Origin of the sequence: Bacteroides sp. 11BF, from assembly GCF_019633765.1 — a bacterium.
GTDB lineage: Bacteria > Bacteroidota > Bacteroidia > Bacteroidales > Bacteroidaceae > Bacteroides > Bacteroides hominis.
This window is the reverse complement of sequence record NZ_JAFKPJ010000005.1, coordinates 52019-70915: the sequence shown is the minus strand read 5'-3', so window position 1 is coordinate 70915 and position 18897 is coordinate 52019. Positions and strand designations below refer to the sequence as shown.

At 42.7% G+C, this 18897-nt stretch carries 14 protein-coding genes; 4 read left to right on the top strand and 10 right to left on the bottom strand.

Going from position 1 to position 18897, the window contains the following annotated elements; translation table 11 throughout:
* Positions 1–3 precede the first annotated feature (3 nt).
* Complete coding sequence (locus JZY04_RS06705; RefSeq protein WP_122141646.1) at positions 4–1251, top strand: PNGase F N-terminal domain-containing protein; 1248 nt, start codon at positions 4–6, stop codon at positions 1249–1251.
* Positions 1252–1643: 392 nt separating this feature from the next.
* Here JZY04_RS06705 and JZY04_RS06700 read toward each other — a convergent pair whose 3' ends face one another.
* The 5 genes from JZY04_RS06700 to JZY04_RS06680 form a co-directional block, all read right to left on the bottom strand.
* Positions 1644–5111 (bottom strand): AAA domain-containing protein, encoded by a 3468-nt coding sequence (locus JZY04_RS06700; protein WP_122141647.1) that lies wholly within the window; start codon positions 5109–5111, stop codon positions 1644–1646.
* Between the two features lie 81 nt (positions 5112–5192).
* Positions 5193–5993 carry a twin-arginine translocase subunit TatC gene (gene tatC, locus JZY04_RS06695; RefSeq protein ID WP_005775615.1) on the bottom strand — a complete coding sequence of 267 codons (801 nt, stop codon included), beginning with the start codon at positions 5991–5993 and terminating at the stop codon, positions 5193–5195.
* 33 nt (positions 5994–6026) lie between these two features.
* Entirely contained in the window at positions 6027–6254 is a 228-nt protein-coding gene (locus JZY04_RS06690) for a twin-arginine translocase TatA/TatE family subunit (protein ID WP_005775616.1), read from the bottom strand.
* A gap of 299 nt (positions 6255–6553) precedes the next feature.
* Positions 6554–9049: a bifunctional UDP-N-acetylmuramoyl-tripeptide:D-alanyl-D-alanine ligase/alanine racemase gene (locus JZY04_RS06685; RefSeq protein ID WP_181996241.1), complete on the bottom strand. Its 2496-nt coding sequence runs from the start codon at positions 9047–9049 to the stop codon at positions 6554–6556.
* Between the two features lie 29 nt (positions 9050–9078).
* Positions 9079–10065, bottom strand: coding sequence for a GSCFA domain-containing protein (locus tag JZY04_RS06680; RefSeq protein ID WP_122141649.1), 987 nt, complete (start codon positions 10063–10065; stop codon positions 9079–9081).
* Positions 10066–10488: 423 nt separating this feature from the next.
* Here JZY04_RS06680 and JZY04_RS06675 point away from each other — a divergent pair, with 423 nt between their 5' ends.
* The 3 genes from JZY04_RS06675 (at position 10489) to JZY04_RS06665 (ending at position 14720) form a co-directional block, all read left to right on the top strand.
* Entirely contained in the window at positions 10489–10854 is a 366-nt protein-coding gene (locus tag JZY04_RS06675; protein ID WP_005775621.1) for a BlaI/MecI/CopY family transcriptional regulator, read from the top strand.
* Positions 10855–10889: 35 nt separating this feature from the next.
* Positions 10890–12452 carry a carboxypeptidase-like regulatory domain-containing protein gene (locus JZY04_RS06670; protein WP_122141650.1) on the top strand — a complete coding sequence of 521 codons (1563 nt, stop codon included), beginning with the start codon at positions 10890–10892 and terminating at the stop codon, positions 12450–12452.
* Positions 12453–12677: 225 nt separating this feature from the next.
* The gene (locus tag JZY04_RS06665; protein ID WP_122141651.1) at positions 12678–14720 is read left to right on the top strand and encodes a sensor histidine kinase; all 2043 of its coding nucleotides are present in this window, start codon (positions 12678–12680) and stop codon (positions 14718–14720) included.
* Positions 14721–14811: 91 nt separating this feature from the next.
* Here the strand turns inward: JZY04_RS06665 and JZY04_RS06660 are convergent, their stop codons facing one another.
* From JZY04_RS06660 to lpxA, 5 genes are all read right to left on the bottom strand, one after another.
* On the bottom strand, positions 14812–15987 hold the full coding sequence (locus tag JZY04_RS06660) for a 6-bladed beta-propeller (RefSeq protein WP_181996243.1): 1176 nt from the start codon (positions 15985–15987) through the stop codon (positions 14812–14814).
* Positions 15950–16276 carry a hypothetical protein gene (locus JZY04_RS06655; RefSeq protein WP_032540845.1) on the bottom strand — a complete coding sequence of 109 codons (327 nt, stop codon included), beginning with the start codon at positions 16274–16276 and terminating at the stop codon, positions 15950–15952. The genes JZY04_RS06660 and JZY04_RS06655 overlap by 38 nt, the downstream gene beginning before the upstream one ends.
* Before the next feature lie 135 nt (positions 16277–16411).
* The gene (miaA, locus tag JZY04_RS06650; protein ID WP_122141653.1) at positions 16412–17326 is read right to left on the bottom strand and encodes a tRNA (adenosine(37)-N6)-dimethylallyltransferase MiaA; all 915 of its coding nucleotides are present in this window, start codon (positions 17324–17326) and stop codon (positions 16412–16414) included.
* A gap of 100 nt (positions 17327–17426) precedes the next feature.
* Positions 17427–17990 carry a hypothetical protein gene (locus JZY04_RS06645; RefSeq protein WP_005775628.1) on the bottom strand — a complete coding sequence of 188 codons (564 nt, stop codon included), beginning with the start codon at positions 17988–17990 and terminating at the stop codon, positions 17427–17429.
* A gap of 134 nt (positions 17991–18124) precedes the next feature.
* On the bottom strand, positions 18125–18892 hold the full coding sequence (lpxA, locus tag JZY04_RS06640; protein WP_005775629.1) for an acyl-ACP--UDP-N-acetylglucosamine O-acyltransferase: 768 nt from the start codon (positions 18890–18892) through the stop codon (positions 18125–18127).
* Between the last annotated feature and the right edge of the window lie 5 nt (positions 18893–18897).

Below are 18897 nucleotides of genomic sequence, written 5' to 3'. Positions count from 1 at the left end.
TTTATGAATTTCAGATTAACTTCTTTATTCGTTTTTCTATTCCTTTCTGTTCAGCTTTGGGCGGGAGGACATAAGAACCTGCCTGCCAAAGGCGACCTTCACGTTCCGGTATTTGAAAATGTGAATGTACGTTTCTCTCCTGATACGTATCCTAATAATTATAACGGGGCGGATGAGTCAGGTGTATACCATCTGGTCAATGGGCGTATCATCCTGAAGAAGATAACTCTTCCTGCATACAAACGAAATGTGTCGGTGAACCTAAAGATTACCCTTGCTTCCAACGGTGATCGCTGGGATAAGTCGGGTTCTTGTTTTGTGTTGCCCAAGTCATCAGCTGTCAATCTGCTGACAATCGCTCGTGATGGTGCGAAGTTTCCTCCAGTAGATAGCTTGAAGCTGGAAAAAATGGTAGGTATCGTTTCCGGAAAAGACTATTTGCCTACAGTAGAGTTGATGCGTTTTATGACTCCATTCGGTGTGGGGTACTATAGTAATAACAATGATTCACTGAGCAGCAAACGCCGTCCGGTTTATATCCCCAAGTGGGAAAGCAATGTTACCTGGCAACAAGATATTACCGATCTTTATCCTTTGCTTGAAGGAGAGGCTTATGTCGGTATTTATATTGATACCTGGACTTCTGAAGGTTATTTGGTAAGTGCGGATATTGACGTGAAAGAAAGTAGCCTTACTTGTGACGCTCTTCCGAAACGCCATGTAGAACCGTTGATGAATACCGTTTATTATATGGGACAGAGCTATCCTGATATTTTTGCCCGTCGGGATGTATCTACTGATTTTACAGTTCCCAAAGGAGCAAAAAATATCCGTCTTAAATATATAGTGACCGGACATGGTGGCCATAGCGGTGGGGACGAATTTGTGCAAAAGCGTAACATTATTTCTGTTGATGGGAAAGAGGTGCTCAACTTTGTTCCTTGGCGTGATGATTGTGCTTCTTTCCGGCGTTTCAATCCGGCGACCGGTGTTTGGCTGATCAAACGTTTGGCCTCTTATATCGGTGAAAAGGGGTATACAGAGAAAGAAGTGGAAGAGCCGCTGGCTTCTTCGGATCTTTCCCGTTCCAATTGGTGTCCCGGTTCGGACGTTGTGCCCGAAGAGGTAATTATTGGTACGCTTACTCCCGGCAAGCACACTTTTACGGTCAGTATTCCTGAGGCTCAGGTTGTAGATGGGAATAAACTGAACCATTGGCTGGTTTCAGCTTATCTGGTATGGGAGGAATGATTGCGTTAGGGTTCATCCCGTAAGTGTATAATTCTATACTGCTTTGAATTTGATTCACCACAGAGGACACAGAGTTTTAATTTCTTGCTTAGTATATTAAAGAAAATATTCTCTGTGTCCTCCGTGTCCTCTGTGGTGATTTCTGACGATAGGATATAAAAAAAGCCTCTTCTCACGAAGCGGCTTTTTGGGTTTACTTTCTTTTTATGCTTTAGCTCAAAAAGAAAGCAAACTTTAAGATGAAAAAAAGGGAAGTCTCACGACTTCCACAATTCTTCTAACCTTAAATCTAAATCTCTATGAAAAAAACGTAGTGCAAATATAGCGGTTTGCGATATACTGAGGTGTTAACGAAGTTCAGAAAGAAAGAATAAAAGCTAAGGACTGCAAAATTAAGATAATGCCTCTCGCTGTTTTATTAATTTTATCAAACTGTCATAAATTGGATTCTGTTCAAGCAGTCGGGGCACTCCTGTAATGAACATTTGCTTGCGTGCGCGGGTCAGCGCGACATTTAGTTTCCGGTCTATAAGGACTCCATTTTCTTCTGTCAGATTAGAGAGGAAGCGAAGTTGGTAGGGGTAGTTTACACAAAATGAATAGATGATGACATCTCGTTCGCTTCCCTGAAAACGTTCTACGGTATCTACCAGAATTGAGTTCAGTTCCGGGATTCCCAACATGGCAATTTCTTTTTTAATCAAAGCGATCTGGCTTCGGTAAGGGGTAATGATCCCCAAGGTGCGTGTACTTTCAAAAGTCCCGGCATATTGCCGGTAAATGTCTGCTGCAAGCCGGGCTGTGATACACGCTTCCGAGTGGTTGACTTTTGCCGAAGCTCCTTGTGGTTCTGCTTCCGAAGGAAGGAAGACTATTCTTGACATTCCTTCTATGGTTTCAACCTGATGGGGAAGTCCCACTGGGATCAACCGCCCTTCGTAAAAAGCACGGTTGGCAAAAAGGGCTACTTCGGGGTGCATCCGTCCCTGCTTGCAAAGCATATCGAAGGAGCGATGTCCTTCGGGTGATGAAGAGGAAACAGAAGGGAGAAGATCGGTTGATGATGTACGTGCGGTACGATAGAGGCGCTCAAAGAGAGAATCTTTGAGGTTTTTCAGTCCGATGGCACGTAGCTCCTCATCATAAATCTCCGATTGTCCGGTGTTTTGCAATACGACAGCAGGTAGCTGCTTATGGTCACCGATCAGAATAAATTTGCCAATGGCATTTTCTCCATCTTCACTGCGGGCACAGAGGATGCCCAACAGTTGAGGCTCCAGAATTTGAGTGGCTTCATCCACGATGGCTACATCGAACTTTTTCAGGCGAAAGAGTTCGGGCTTACCGGAAATGGAGGCTACTGTCCCTACAAAGATACGGCAGTGACTGATGCGCTCGGTTACTTCGGACCGGCGGAAGCAGTGTGATAGTTCATTTTCAATCAAGTGGTCGCGATAGGCTTCGTCACATGAAAGTTCGCTGCCCACACGGATAAAATCGACTTTCGGGTGGATAGACGAAAGGGCTTTGCAGATTTCATCTACAGCCCGGTTAGTATATGAAAGTAGAAGTATTTGCGCCTGTTCTTCCCTATGAAAGGTTTCTACCATTTTCTTCAGGGCACACGAAGTTTTGCCGGTTCCCGGAGGACCTACCAGTAAGAAATAGTCTTTGGCAGCCTGTGCTTTCAGAGCCACCCGGGAGAAGTCATCGGTGGCGGAAAGAATGTGTCCGTCCAGTCCGGAGTCAAACTCGGGCGGACGTTGTCCCAACAATAGATCACGCCGTTCTTTTGTTGCTGAAGCAAAAGCTGACAGTCCCTGATACATGCTTCGGAAAGTGGTATCTATGGTATCGTGTTCGATTGCGTAAAGGCTGTCCGGAGGAAGTACGGAACTGTTTCGCTGAGTGGAGCGCAGGCGGATACCTATCTCTTCTTCTGTGATGAATTCGATATTGCCTTTGAATACCATTTTGTTAGTAGCGTTATCCTCATTTCCGTTACGCTCGTAGAGAACAATGGCATCTCCCTGGCGGAAATTAGGCAGGGCTTGTGGTTCGTTTTTTTCCGGAGATGATATTTCGTTTTTTTCCGGGGATGTTTTCGTTTCTTCAGACGAAGGTTCTCTCTTCTTTTGTGAAAGAAGAATATGTGCTTTATGTTTGTCCGCTGCATGGTTTTCTTTGATGTGCAGGTCATAAAGAATTTCTCCGGCTTCGCATTTCTCTGCTAAAGTAGAGAGCCACAAGGCAGCTGCACCGGTGCGGCCTTCATAATCGACATCTCCAGATTTGGAAGTGTATAACTCCTTGGTTATGAAATTATAGAGTACGAAGAAGTACGACCGTTCCAACGAGGTGAGTGAACCCAGTTTCTGCGATAGGTTGTCGATGGAAGGGCGGAGATATTGTTCCCAGAAACGGCCGGATAATCCTCGTTCATTAAGTACGTCGGACTGTATGGCCTGGAGTTTTAAAGCAGTATACTCCACGCTGTTTCGTAGCTGGATTCCGTATTCATCGGATACGATCCGGTTGCGCAGATTGATGACGCGGCGTACCATTGCCCACGACGGGCGTGCCGGATAGAGTAAGGGATAGCGTGTATAGAGTAGGTAAGCCTTTACCCGGTGATGATCCATCCCCATCGAATATTGCAGCACTGCCTGGTAAAGCAGCATCTGTACTTTATTGTTTTCTTTCGGTTCTACTTTGTTGCGGATAGAGTATTCGTCTGCTTTTCCGGATTTCATTTCGATGAAGGACGACATGTCCCGTTGCATATAATCCAGTCGTCCTTGCAGACCGAGTGCTTCACAGATGTAAGAAGGTTCAAGCACAGCGTCCCTCTTGTCCAATTCGTAACCCGGAGCATGGAAAGTGTCGTTTACCACTTCCCGGATATGTTCGAAGTGTAGTTTGCAATCGTCAAAGAACTGACGCTCTTTCTCCTTATCGCGTAAGTCGGCACAGGCTGCCAGCTCAATCGGGTAACGGCGGAAAGCTTTCTGCATACATTCTCTATAGTCCGGTTCCTCTTCAGCATGAATCCATTCGTCAAGAAAAAGGTTGGCAATGTTTCCCAGAAGTAGCGGACGGGCGTTCTCAATGGGCTGGAGGCGTGCCAATACATAGTTGGCAGGATGATGTCCGTAATCGCGGAAGCATTCGGCTAACGAACTGATATCGATCAGATAGTCCGGTTCAAGTACAATGAACGAAGGGGTCAGAATGCCGGCTTCGTCAATAGCTACGTCGAGCAGATTGAGTTGGGCATGGTGCCATAGAATTTCACAAGTCTGCGCAAATTCCTCGTTGATTTGAGGAACGTTATAGCGTACCCGGAGAAACTCATCGGCAAGCGCATCGACCGGAATAACATAAAGATACTGTTCGTCTGCGTATTGATAGCATACACGCATTCGTTTTACCTGTTTCTTAGCCGGAGGAGCCACGATATAAGTTGCATCGGTACGAGGCAGTAGGCGATAGAGCGTACTGGGAATCTCAATTTCATAAAGTTTGCGTATAAAGAAAGCAAGTGTCTTGATATCTCGCAGCAGTTTTTCGCGTACCGGTTCTTCCTTGCGGTTAAGAATGGCATTCGAGGTCAGCCGGAAAGTGTGCAGCCGGTTTTGTTCGACAACCGTCAGGCCGGCTCGTGCAGATACGAAACTGATGCGTGCTGAGAGGTCAGTCATCTGAAGGCTTTCATCCTGCATTTGCGCCCGGCACAATCGTTCAAGCAGGTCACGTAACTGTTTGTAAGCCATTGCCAGATTGTCGTTTGTGGTCTGGCAAGCTGCAAGCAGGATCTCAAAAGATTCGTTCACTTCATTTTCCATACAGCAAAAATACATGATAATTCCCGGAATCTCATGCGGATGGACAAAAATGTAGATGGAAACATCTGATGATGGTTGGCAATAAAACGTAGAGCTCTATGAACTGGCCGCTTTTTTGTCTTTAATCATCAATATACTCATTTCATAGAGCAAATAGAGCGGGATGGCGACAACACTGAGTGTGAAAGGGTCGCCGGTAGGAGTGATTACAGCTGCGGCAATTACAATTACAACGATGGCATGCCTCCTGTATTTCCGAAGGAACGATTTGTTGACCAACCCTAACAGAGAGAGTAACCATGTCAATAGCGGAAGTTCAAAAGCCAATCCCATACATAATACCAACATCATAAAGTTGTCAATATAGGAATTCAGAGAAATCTGGTTTTCGATTTCAGCACTGAGTTGGTAAGTGGATAAGAAGCGTAGAGTGAGAGGATAGACCATGAAGTAGCCCAGCAGGACTCCGATAAAGAACATAACCGTACCGATGGTAAGTGCTTTTTGCACTCCTTTTCGTTCGTTGGGATATAAAGCGGGACTGATAAAACGCCAGATTTCAAAGAACAGATAGGGCATAGCAGTGACCACCGACATCCAGAAAGCAGTGGACATATGAATGAAGAAGGGGGCAGCCAGGTTGATATTGACCAATTTGACTTTAAAGTCTTGGGTAAAGAATTCGTCTGTCAGATTGAATGTACGCCCTATTTCGCGGAGAAGGTCATAAAAGATAAAATTGTTATGGCAGGGTGCCAGAATCACAGAGTCGAACAGATAAGGCATGGCTATGAAGTATCCCACAGCCAGTACAAACCAAACGGCAATCATCCGAAAAAGTACCCGGCGCAGTTCGTCCAGGTGGTCCCAAAAAGTCAGCTCTTTGTTTTCTGCCATTATGCAAAGATAAAGATGGAGAGAGCAAAAGAATTATTTATCTTTCTTCTCCGTATCTGAAGGTTCGTCTATTTCGTTCTTAGCTTTGTTTATCTCTTCTTTGGCTTCATTTACGCCTTCTTTAAAACTTTTCACTCCTTTGCCGAGACCTCGCATCAGTTCGGGAATTTTTTTTCCGCCAAAGAGCAGGAGAATAACCAGCAAAATGATAATCCATTCGGAGCCGCTGGGCATAAATCCCAATAATAACAGGTTTGTCATAACATCATTGTATTAGTTTGTGCAAAGATAGATTTTTTTGAATGAAAATAGAAGGAGCGGAATCATAAAAGCGAAAACGGAAGCGATAAAAACGAAAAGAGGGGCTATGTCAAAACTTGCCATAAGGACACATAGTAGCGCAGAATAAATTTTAAATCATAGATTATCAATATGAATATTCTGTGCTACTCTGTATCCCCTGTGGTGGAAAGACTTTCAATGCGCCCCCTGATAGTTTATCCCTTTTTAATTACCGGATTCCGGGGACTTGTGGTGTCCAGAGGAATCCGTGGAAGAGTTTAATCCTGATAATATACCCTCTTTACCCGGGTTGAGATACCTGTCAGTACCTCGTAAGGAATGGTGTCAAGGGTATCCGAAAGAACGGTAATGGGCAGTTCGTCACCGAAAATCACGGCTTGGTCACCTTCTCTGCAATCGATATCCGTCACATCTATCATACATACATCCATGCAGATATTACCCACATATGGAGCTTTTTTACCATTGACGAGGCAATAACCGTGCCCGCATCCCAGATGGCGGTTCAGACCGTCAGCATATCCGATGGGGATTGCCGCGATGCGCGAAGGACGAACCAGATGTCCTTTGCGGCTATATCCTACCGTATCTTCCTCCGCTACATCACGTATCTGGAGAATGGTTGTTTTCAGTGTACTTACGTTGTTGATGACTGAATTGTCAATGGGGCTGATACCATACAATCCGATGCCCAGCCGCACCATATCGAATTGTGCTCCGGGAAAGCGTTCGATACCGGCCGTATTGCAGATATGGCGCAGTATCTTATGTGGAAATGCTTCTTGCAGCTCAGTCGACATATGTTCGTATCGTTCGATTTGCTGACGGGTGAATGCGTCGAATTGGGGCGAATCGCCTCCCACGAAATGTGAGAAGACCGAACGGGGTATCACGGCATTCTGATTCTTCAGCCGGCGAATCAGTTGCGGGATATCTTTTTCTTCGAATCCGAGCCGGTGCATGCCCGTATCCAGTTTTACGTGGATCGGGAAGTTGGTGATGCCTTCTTTTTCTGCAGCTTTAATCAGTGCGTCGAGCAGGTGGAAGTTATATACTTCCGGTTCCAGTTTATAGTCGAACATGGTTTTGAACGCTGTCAGTTCCGGGTCCATGATAATGATGGAAGCTGTGATACCGGCTTTGCGGAGATCGGAACCTTCGTCGGCTACTGCTACTGCCAGATAGTCGGCGTGATGTTCCTGAAGGGTTTTGGCTATTTCGTATGAACCGGCTCCATATGCCGATGCTTTCACCATGCATACCATTTTGGTTTCCGGTTTGAGCATCGAACGATAATGATTCAGATTGGCTACCATTGCACCCAGATTGACTTCCAGGATGGTTTCGTGCACTTTCAGTTCCAGTTCCTCCGATACGAGGTCGAAACTGAAGTTGCGGGAACCCTTTATCAGGATGATTTCATTTTTGAGCTTCTTTATGACATCTGATGCTAAAAGTGCCTTTGTGTCGGGAAAGAAATATTTCTCTATATCAAACTTCGATGCACACGAGGAGATTTCAGCTCCTACGCCGATAATCTTTTCGATGCCCCGGCTATGAACCAGTTGTGCTACTTTGCGATAGAGTGTTGTGGTGCTTTGCCCGGTCTCCAGAATGTCTGAGAGAATTAGAGTACGTTTCAAACCTTTTGATTGTGAACGGCGGTAAAGGAAGTCGAGAGCAATATCCAGTGAAGCAAGATCTGAGTTGTAGCTGTCATTGATCAGGATGCAGTTGTTCTTGCCGTCTTTTACTTCCAGGCGCATGGCTACGGGTTCAAGACGTGCCATACGTTCGGTGATTTGGTCGGCGGGTACCATCAGGTACAGGCATGCGGCCAGACAATTCAGGGAGTTCTCTATGGAAGCATCATCGATAAAGGGGATGCAGAATGTATTGTCCATCTCCAGATAGCGATAGGAGATGACGGTATGGTCTTCTCTCTTCTCCACCCTGCTGATGTAGAGCGGACGCTCGATGTCCTTCATGCTCCATGCGATTTCACGGGCGGTCAGCATCGACTTTCCGACACAATTGCTTATCATTTCGTTGTCACCATTGTAAATGACGACGTCGCAGTCTTTAAACAAACTCAGTTTCTCCATGCACTTCTCCTGCAATGAAAAGAAATTTTCCTGGTGTGCCCCGCCAATGTTAGTCAGGATACCGATAGTCGGTTTGATCATATTCTGTAATGGACGCATCTCTCCCATTTCCGAAATACCGGCTTCAAAGATACCTAATTCGGACTCTTCGTTCATCTGCCAGACAGACAGCGGTACGCCGATCTGTGAATTGTAGCTGCGTGGCGAACGTACGATTACCCGGTCGGGACTGAGCAGCTGGTGCAGCCATTCTTTGACGATGGTTTTTCCATTGCTGCCCGTGATGCCGATTACAGGTATCTGGAAAGAGCCGCGATGTTGTTCGGACAGTTTCTGAAGTGCCTTTAAAGTATTGGAGACAATAAGGAAATTGCATTCCTGAGCCATTGTCACTTTCAGCTGTTCACTATCCATGGTGAGCCCCTTGAAATCCTCGCTTGTTACTACAAAGTTGCGGACTCCCCGTTCATAGAGATCAGGGATATAGCGTGCGCCGTTATTCCTTTTGGTAGGAATGGCAAAAAAGAGGGTCTCTTCCGGAAAGCATAACGAACGGCTGTCTGTCAGTAGCCAGTCGATGGTAGCAGGCTTGTTTCCCAGACGCCGTGCACCTATTTTTTCAACGATTGATTCAATTGTATATGACATAATAATAAAGCATTGGCATATTTGCACATTTATCGAAGCGCCAGTCGGCACATGTTTGTTTCTTTTTCGAAATCTAAGTACGGGTATTTTCCGTTAAGTCGTTCTATTTTTAACACAATTTGTCCTAAAAATCTTTTATACTCTTCTGACTCGGGATGGAAAGGTTTATGTGCAATGGCTTTCCGTATGGTTGCGCACTCCTTAATCAGTGCTTGCGTTTCGGGACAGAAAAATGTTTCTGAGAAGCGTTCCCAGAGGTAATTGACGGCCAATGACGATGGATGTACCATGTCATCTGCGTAGAAACGGTAATCCCGAAGCTCGTCCAATATTATTTCGTAAGAAGGGAAGTAAAAAGTGGCTTGTGGGTAACGTTGCATCAGCCGGTCGATGGCAAGGAGCAATACACTTTTGCTGAGTTGATTGGCGTGCATTCCGTCGCGTACGTGACGGATGGGGCTGACTGTGAACAATATTTTGATCTTTGGATTCAGTGAAATCAGTTCGTCCAGTAACAGGATATAGTCTTCTGTTATCTCATCGGTCTCCAGACGACGGCGTACGAAATCCTTTTCAGGCAATTTGTGACAGTTGGCTACTACCTTCCCCGTCTTTTTTTGTTCATATACGTATGCGGTGCCGAAGGTCAGCATGAGCCAGTCAAGTTGTTTCAGTTCTTTGTGTGCTTGCTCCAGGCGGACCCGTATGTTCCGTACAACTTCTTCCGGAGTGGCTGCGGAGAAAGAGCCGTGATGCATTGGACTGTGCCAGTACTCACGATACGAGAAAAGGTCGGATTCTTCATACAGCCTTTTACGAATGATTTCACGCAAGGCCATTGAGATGGACAATGGGTTGTATAGGATACCGAAAGGATTGATATCTACTTGGAACTTATTTTCAGCAAGTAAGGTTCCGATGTTTTCTGCAAAACAGGAACCCATTATCAGCAGTCGCTGTGCATGGTGAATGGGGATGAATCCAGATGGAATTTCTACCGGAGTATTCAGGTTCATAATCAAGTAATTCTATAACAGAGGTACAAAGGTACATGATAATTTCGGTTCATCCGGCAAATGCGTGGTTTTTCTCATGCATTGCCAAAATCTGGTTTATCCGAAGAACGCGTTGTCTTGACGCTAACTCCAAGTGTGGACATCCGTAACCTTGAATGCCGGTTCCGTTTACCAGCCGGGGTAAATGCTTTTACATGCCGAGGTAAATGGCTTTACATGCTGAGGTAAACGCTTTTACATGCCCGGGTAAATGGCTTTACATCGGGAGCGAAATTCAGGTAAATATAATCTTTTGATTATCAATTCCATTTAAATGCTGGTTCAGTTACGCATTTATCGGGTAATCCTTTAGTTTTAATTAACTGCTAAAATTAGTTTTTGAACTAAATCTTTTCGTTATTTGCATGCAAAAGAAGAAAAGTTATGAAAGGATTAACAGCAAAAGAAGAGGAAATTATGGGATTTTTCTGGGAGAAAGGTCCTTTGTTTGTGAAAGAAATGTTAGCATTCTATGATGAGCCGAAGCCACATTTTAATACATTGTCTACTATTGTGCGTGGACTGGAAGAGAAAGGTTTTCTGGCACACCATACTTATGGCAATACTTACCAGTATTATGCGGTTGTCAGTGAGTCCGACTTCAGTAAACGTACGTTGAAGAGTGTGATTAGTAAATATTTCAATAATTCATATCTCAGTGCCGTTTCGTCACTGGTGAAGGAAGAAGATATTTCACTCGATGATCTCAAAAAACTGATTCAGGAGGTGGAGCAGGGAAATGATGAGTAAAATGAAGTTGGAACCGTATCTTAAATAATGAATATATGGGAGTCTTTTTTGTCTATATACTGAAGTCATCTGCTTGTTTGGCGGGTTTTTATCTGTTTTATCGTTTACTGCTGAGTAAGGAGACGTTTCACCGGTTTAACCGAATTGCTCTGTTGGCTCTTTTGTTGCTGTCACTGCTGCTGCCTCTGATTCAGCTGACTACTACCCAACAGACGGAAATGCATCAGACGATGCTTACTATCGAACAGTTATTGATGATGGCAGATATGCCGGCATCTGAGGTGACACAGGCAGAAGGGACATCTGTATCGGGTATTCAGATCATTTTGATAATCTATTTATCAGGTATTCTTTTTTTTGTGTGCCGTCATCTTTATTCCCTGATCCGTTTGCTGGCATTATTGAGGTCGGGCAAGAAAGAAAGGATGGGAAATGGAATAACTTTAGTGGTTCATCAGTGCAAAATTTCTCCTTTTAGCTGGATGAAATACATTGTTATTTCTAAGAAAGATTTAGAAGAAGACGGTAGAGAAATACTAATCCATGAAACGGCTCATATCTGTAACCGGCATTCTGTCGATTTGCTGATTGCGGACATTTGTATTTTCTTTCAATGGTTTAATCCGGCTTCCTGGCTGTTGAAGCAGGAACTGCAGAATATACATGAATACGAGGCTGATGAAACGGTGATAAGGGAGGGTGTCAATGCTAAGCAATATCAGTTATTACTGATAAAGAAAGCTGTTGGCACAAGGCTCTACTCTATGGCCAACAGCTTTAATCACAGTAAACTTAAAAAACGTATCACTATGATGTTAAAAGAAAAATCAAATCCCTGGGCACGATTGAAGTATTTGTATGTACTTCCTTTGGCCGCCATTGCTGTGACTGCATTTGCACGTCCGGAAATCTCCGGTAAGATGGAAGAGATTTCTGCCGTCAAAGTTAATGATTTAAAGCAAATAGTGGAGAAAAAAGTACCGGAAAAAACGATCGAGGTAGCAGTGGACACGGTGAAAAAGAATGCTCTGGAGAAGGTGGTCATTGAAGTGTCACAGTTGGATACAGTATCAATTTCAAGTAAAGTTACTATCTCGGATGGATTGAAAAGAAATGGCTTGTCTCCGTTTGCAACCCGACGGGTCGATTTTCAGCCTCAACCGTTGATAATGGTGGATGGAAAAGAGATAACCGGCGAACAAATGGAGGCGATCAATCCGGATATGATTGAGTCCATCAGTGTGCTGAAAGATAAAGAGTCGGTAAGGATCTATGGAGATAAAGCCGAACATGGTGTTATTTTGATTACGTTGAAAGGAGAAAATGCGAATGATTTAAATAAACTTTCTTTTTCTACCATGAACTCGGATGAACTGGTAAAAGTAACAGGAACGATCAAGGATCATTTGAATAACCCGATAGTGGGGGCATCTGTATCTATTTCAGGTACTACTTTGGGAACCGTTTCTGACGCTTACGGACATTTTGTTATTTCGGCTCCCAGAAGTGCGATGCTTCACATTTCGTGCTTGGGTATGAAACCGGTTAAAACAGCTGTGTCGTCGGAAGTAAATGTGATATTGAATCCGGAAGACTAAAATAATAGTTATTGGTATAATTCCAACTAAACAGATATGCCGATGGGGACTGCAAAGAGATATGTGCAGGCTCCATCGGCATATCTGTTTATTGAAATTATGTTTGATTTTAATTTGCTCCAACTATATTATTTGTACTTTTGTGACTAACACAAGGCTTAACCTTCGGTTGGCAGAGTGACAAAAGAAAATGTCAGAGGATTACACTTTAACTATTATTTATTTATGAAGAAACTACTATCTGTTTTCTTGTTTTTATTTTGCTACGTTGTAGCCGTCAATGCACAAGACGATACTGTACAGTATGATTCAATTATGAATCTGATGAAAGATAAAACGATTCCTTTGATGGAACGTTATTATATGACCGGAGATATCGCATATCTTTCGCGGGAACATCAGGTTGCCGTACTGAAGCAATTGATTCCCGAAGCCAAAGAGGTGGAAGATAAAGCGGTTGTTACCCGTCTTTATTCAATTGTTGCGATGTTTGAGAATCAGCTCGGAGACATGGCTGAAGCTAAAAACTATCTGGATAGTGCTTTTATGAACAAAGGGAAGTTTGAAAACAATAATATTGCCGGTATGATGCATTATATTGCCGGTATCTATTATTCTGATAAAAATCAAATGGAGAAAGCGCATGAAAATTATTATCAGGCTGCTGATTATTTTAATCGTAATGCGGTGAAGCCGGCAATTCTGACGGAAATATATTATGATCTTTCTATTATTTATTCCATGTGGCAAGATGATGAGGGGTTGAATGATCTGTCCGAAGCGATGAAAGATCTGCCGGTGGATTTCCCTTTTCAGCAGATATTGAAATTGACCATAAAAGCAAAGTATTTTTATGCTTTATATCAAAATGAACATCGGATGAATCTGTTGGATTCTGTGACAAAATACAATCAGGAAGCCTTTGAGGTATACACATCAACCGAGAATCCATATGACGTGGGCTACGTTATATCCGATAATTATTTGCATCAGGCAGTTGTCTATAGTGAGGCCGGTAAGATAAAGGAAGCGGAACAATGTTTTGAAACGGGTAAAAAACTGATGAATCCTAAAAAGATCGATGCAAACGTGTCACTTAGCTATGTTTCGGGGGTGATTGCCTATTATCAGGCGGATTATGAATTGGCCGAGCAACATCTGCAGGATGGATTGCATGAGCTGAAAAAAATGAATGAAGAACAGGAGGTGGATTATTATCATTCTTTGATTGATTTCTATACCTTATTGGCCAAAGTGTACGAAAAACAGGAACTTTATAATAAAGCTCTGGAGGCTGCCCGCAATTCATTGAAGTATGAAACCCGGTTGTTTGATAAAAATAGTAGTAAGACTATTCAGAAGTTACGGGCACAATATAGTCTGGACGAAAAAGAGAGGGTGGTGAAGCAACTTACGGCCATCAATGAAAAGAACAAGTGGATTAATATTCTTTCTGTTACCTTGATTGTATTGGCGCTGATTACGATTGTTCTGTTGCTGATACGTTATCGTTCCCGTCAGCGTATTCATGAGGGGATGTTGCAGATTGCCAAGCTGAAACAACAGGAAACGGAATTGACGGTTGAATTGCAGAAGGCAAAACTGGAAGAGAGAGAACGCGAATTTCAAGCCTTGGTGCATGAGGCACAACAGCGTAAAGTGCAGTATTATCTTGAGGGCCTGGAGGTAGAGCGAAACCGTCTGGCTAAAGAACTCCATGATAATGTTTCGAACGAGTTGCTGGCCATTAAAATGAAAATTGCTGACGGGACGAGTAGTCGGGAAGAGGTTTTGGATACATTACAAGCTTTGCAAACCGAAGTGCGGGGAATTTCACATGATTTGATGCCGCCTGTCTTTAAATATGCTTCCCTGTCTGAGATTCTTCAGGATTATGTCTATCAGCGTAATCAATCGGGACAGACCGAACTGACTTTGGTGCTTGAACCGGAGGAGGGATTCGATCATTTATCGCAGAAAGTAGCATTGGAGATTTATCGAATTGTACAGGAAGCTACAGGCAATGCATTGAAACATGCGCAGGCCACTCATATTAAGATTATTCTTGTTCGGGAGGGAAACAGGATAAAGCTGACAATAGCTGACAATGGCAAAGGTTTTGAACTACAAACCGGAAAGTCGGGAATTGGTCTGGTTATCATAAAGGAGCGTGTGGAAAATCTGAAAGGAGTTCTGACTCTAAGTTCTGTTCCGGGCAAAGGAACGGATGTGATCGTAGAGATTGATTTAGACGGTCTGGAGAAATAAAAGAAAGATAGAATTTTTGCTGCCACCGATTGAGAGTGTGGTGAATAAAAGTTTCGACACACCCTCAATCGGTGGGGTTTGGGGATGCGGTTTATTTTACCTGATAGCTAAAAATCACCGGATTAGAGTCACTATCCAATGATTCTGTCAATTTATATAGTTTATCGGACATTTTGTTTTTGAAAGACGGATGATTGTCAACTATAGCTTTGAGGCTGAGCAGGGTCGTGGGAGAAACCGTAAAGAATACTCGGTTATTGGCTCCTTCTACCGGTATGTATTGGTGCAAGTCTGCTTGGTATTCCGTATTGTATATCTTGTTGTATTTCAATAACTTGTTTTGATTTTTATCAAATACATATATACCGAATAGATTCGTACTGAATAATAAGTATTGGGGGGCGTTTGTCACGTTAGTCATTAAATATACATATCGGTTCCATGTGAACTTATTAAGTTCGCGGCAGGTGTATTCTTTGTCTTTGGCTGCTTCCGGAAAGCTTTCATTCATAAAATTGAAGGAGTAGTAAGGACTTATTTTCCCGTCTTCCAGTTGATAGATCGTATCATCGAACTTTCTGGTAAATACAACAGGAGCTGTTCCGCCCAGTTGATGTCCTCCGATAAAACAATAAGGAGCTACTTCTCGGAGTGGTTTTAATAATTCAGTCTTTTGATCGTTCGGGGCTATTACTGTGATGGATGATGTGGATAACTGATTATTAATAAGTGTGGCATTTTCTAAGTATATCATTCTGTTATCAATAGCTATTGAATGATAGTGTCCTGGTAGTTTTGTAGTTCTGATAAAGTTCCCTTGCAAGTCATAATATATCAGTGAGGTCGGGTCGGCTAAGAATACTAAATTTTCATTTTGCCTGTCTATGGCTATATCCAGTATGCTTCCATATTCTCCTTTACCTGCTCCTACACGGTGTATGGTAAATAGATGTTTGCCTTTGTCATTGAAAGCCAACACTTGCTTCATGGATTTATCTAAAATATAATAGGTGTTTTTCCACTCTATTACCCGATTAATGCGTTTTATCAATGCATTGTCTTTTGTTTCCAGGCAGAAGACCTGCGGATTTTGTAGAAAAAGAGTGTCATTCACTGATTTTTCTACTGTTTCTAACTCTGCAATCGAGCTTGTTATTTCATTCTGGGTCATACATCCACAGAACATTATCATCAATAGGAAGCCGGAGAAAAATATCTTTTTTTTCATATTAAAGAGGTCTTTGACTAATGTCTGCACTAAAATCATATTCGCATGCGATTATACCGCTGCCATAACAACTTGTTTCCGTATAAACAAAAACTGTTTCTATAATTTTTGTTCCATCTGGAGCTACTTGGTAGGTTGGTTGACTTTGGGTGGTATCTGTTATTTTTTCTGCTGCACCATTATTATAATCAAATTCAGTTTGTGCCAGTGCCTCAATATTGGCTAAAATTATATCCTGCTTTTGGTTTTTAAGATTAAACTCAATTATAGTGATTGCGCACAAAGCAGTAGCTGTGATACCGGTTAAGAAAAATAGTCGTTTTTGCATAGTGTTAACTTTAAAAGATTAATATTATTATCTATATGGGTGAAGATATTAATATTTTTTTTATAATAACACTTACTTTGCTGTTTTTTTTATTTTATTCGGCTTCTTTTTCTCTATTCTTTAAGAATATATCTGCTATTTATAAGTATCTAATTGAGAGTGGAGGTACGATAGTATTTCTATCTCTTGTTCAGGATGGAACCATTGGATTTCTTTATCCCGCTTAAACCAAGTCATTTGTTTGCGTGAATAGATACGTGAGTTTTGCTTTATCTTTTCAATGGCAAAAGGTAGTTCCCATTCTCCATCCAGATATTTGAATATCTCTTTATAACCAACAGTATTCAAAGAGTTTAGATTTCGGTGGGTATAGACAGAACGTGCTTCTTCCAGTAAGCCTTCTTCCATCATTTGGTCTACGCGACGGTTGATACGGTCATACAGTTCGGCACGATCCCGAGTCAATCCTATTTTCAGAATATGAAAAGGACGTTCTTTTTTTTGTTGGGTGCGGAAGGAGGTATAAGTCTTTCCTGTCATGTAGCAGATTTCCAATGCGTGAATGACTCGTTTGGGATTCTTTAAATCTACAATTTTATAATATTCCGGGTCCAGCAATTTCAGTTCGGCACAGAGATTATCCAGTCCTTCTGTTTCGTATTTATGTAGCAGAAGTTCGCGGGTTTCCGTATCCACGGTCGGTATATCGTCAATACCTTTACAGATGGCATCTACATACATCATAGAACCTCCTGTGAGGAGAACGACATCATGCTGTTTGAATAAAAGTTCAAGGAGAGACATTACCTCCATCTCATATTGGGCGGCACTGTAATAATCGGTGAGTTGCAAAGTACCTACAAAATAATGTGGAACCCGTTTTAATTGCTCCGGGGTTGGAGCTGCTGTTCCTATCTTAAGTTCGGCGTATAACTGCCGGGAATCAGACGAAATGATACTCGTCTTGAAATGTTCTGCTATACGGAGGCTTAACTCCGTTTTTCCTACGCCTGTAGGCCCTATAAGTACGATTAAAGTTTTGGGAGTCATAACGATTAGTAATGTGATAATGTGTCCATGTGACAATATGTCGGCTGCTATGCAATATGATAACGTGGTCGGCAGGTGTATTGTCACATGGGCATATTATTCAAAATTTATCTTCGTCGTATGAACCTCCACCACCGGATGCACCATCGTTAACATCAAATCCTTCTGCATCAAAATCTTCCATGTCGAAGTCCTGATCACCATAGAAATTCTCATCTAAGTCGAGTGAGCCTCCTGCGGCAGCCATCTCTTCGAAATCTACTGTTTGCTTAGGAGCTTCACCTGACTTTTTGGTACATTTGGCACCTTTTATTTCTTTTCCGGTGATGATTTCGGATAATTCAATAAAGAAACAACGTTCCGTCATGTAGTCGAATACATAGAGCAGTTTTTGTTTTTCGTCTTCAATCAGTTCGTTGAGGCGGGTTTCTTTCATTATCCAGCTGTCCATTTCCGGATTATTGTCCATTTCCTCCAGAGTAATTTCTTTCTCTTTTTCCCAATCGTCATCGCAGATAAAGAAAGAAGTCATCTGGTCATTCGTGTAACCCGCTGCTTTCAAGATAGCTTCGTGAAAATCGAAGAAAGTAGCTTCCGGGTCAATCTGTATCTCTCTGACGAAATCGTCAACCTCATCAGATATAATGGTAAATCTGTATATCATAGTTGTTACTGTTTTATTGATGGCGTAAAAGTAATAAAAAACCGAAAGATTGCAAATAAGATGGCTGGGTTTATTCCACAAAAAAGGAGGATGCTTTCCGGGCATCCTCCTTTTTCTTATTGATTTCTATTTATTTACCTGATGATTCCCCGGTCCGAGTTACGAATAAAATCAACGATATATTCTATTTCGGGACTGGCGGGTATTTCTGATTCAACCTTTGCAAGGGCGTCCGATGTGTTGAGTCCGCTTTGGTAAATGATGCGGTATGCATTATGAATATTCTCAATAACTTCATTTGAAAAACCACGACGACGGAGTCCGATGATGTTGATTCCACTATAAGCGATGGGTTCGCGACCGGCTATGATGTATGGGGGAATATCTTTGCTGAAACGACAACCTCCCTGGATCATCACGTATCCGCCTACCCGGCAAAACTGGTGCATCAATACATTTGCACTGATGATGGCATTATCGTCAATAACGATTTCACCGGCCATTTTGGTAGAATTACCAATGATACAGCCGTTACCGATCAATGCGTCGTGAGCTACATGGACACCTTCCATCAGCAGGTTATTATTGCCTACAATGGTTCTGCCTTTGGCAGCTGTACCCCGGTTAATGGTCACATTTTCACGAATCAGGTTATTATCACCTATTTCGGCTGTGCTCTCTTCACCCTTGAATTTCAAATCCTGGGGGATTGCTCCGATAACGGCTCCCGGGAAGATTGTATTTCCGTTTCCGATACGTGAACCGTACAGGATGTTGGCATTAGCCATAATTTTATTGTTATCTCCGATGACTACATTTCTATCAATGTAAACAAACGGAGCAATCTCTACGTTTTCACCGATTTTTGCTTCGGGATGAATATACGCTAAGGGACTTATCATGCTTA

What these genes read in the sequence shown, in the direction of transcription:
- JZY04_RS06680 (WP_122141649.1), bottom strand. Translation starts at nt 10,065, where the DNA reads ATGAACCTGAATACTCCGGTAGAAATTCCATCTGGATTCATCCCCATT.
- JZY04_RS06700 (WP_122141647.1), bottom strand. Translation starts at nt 5,111, where the DNA reads ATGTATTTTTGCTGTATGGAAAATGAAGTGAACGAATCTTTTGAGATC.
- tatC (WP_005775615.1), bottom strand. Translation starts at nt 5,993, where the DNA reads ATGGCAGAAAACAAAGAGCTGACTTTTTGGGACCACCTGGACGAACTG.
- JZY04_RS06655 (WP_032540845.1), bottom strand. Translation starts at nt 16,276, where the DNA reads ATGCAAAAACGACTATTTTTCTTAACCGGTATCACAGCTACTGCTTTG.
- JZY04_RS06660 (WP_181996243.1), bottom strand. Translation starts at nt 15,987, where the DNA reads ATGATTTTAGTGCAGACATTAGTCAAAGACCTCTTTAATATGAAAAAA.
- JZY04_RS06685 (WP_181996241.1), bottom strand. Translation starts at nt 9,049, where the DNA reads ATGTCATATACAATTGAATCAATCGTTGAAAAAATAGGTGCACGGCGT.
- lpxA (WP_005775629.1), bottom strand. Translation starts at nt 18,892, where the DNA reads ATGATAAGTCCCTTAGCGTATATTCATCCCGAAGCAAAAATCGGTGAA.
- JZY04_RS06665 (WP_122141651.1), top strand. Translation starts at nt 12,678, where the DNA reads ATGAAGAAACTACTATCTGTTTTCTTGTTTTTATTTTGCTACGTTGTA.
- JZY04_RS06670 (WP_122141650.1), top strand. Translation starts at nt 10,890, where the DNA reads ATGGGAGTCTTTTTTGTCTATATACTGAAGTCATCTGCTTGTTTGGCG.
- JZY04_RS06645 (WP_005775628.1), bottom strand. Translation starts at nt 17,990, where the DNA reads ATGATATACAGATTTACCATTATATCTGATGAGGTTGACGATTTCGTC.
- JZY04_RS06705 (WP_122141646.1), top strand. Translation starts at nt 4, where the DNA reads ATGAATTTCAGATTAACTTCTTTATTCGTTTTTCTATTCCTTTCTGTT.
- JZY04_RS06690 (WP_005775616.1), bottom strand. Translation starts at nt 6,254, where the DNA reads ATGACAAACCTGTTATTATTGGGATTTATGCCCAGCGGCTCCGAATGG.
- JZY04_RS06675 (WP_005775621.1), top strand. Translation starts at nt 10,489, where the DNA reads ATGAAAGGATTAACAGCAAAAGAAGAGGAAATTATGGGATTTTTCTGG.
- miaA (WP_122141653.1), bottom strand. Translation starts at nt 17,326, where the DNA reads ATGACTCCCAAAACTTTAATCGTACTTATAGGGCCTACAGGCGTAGGA.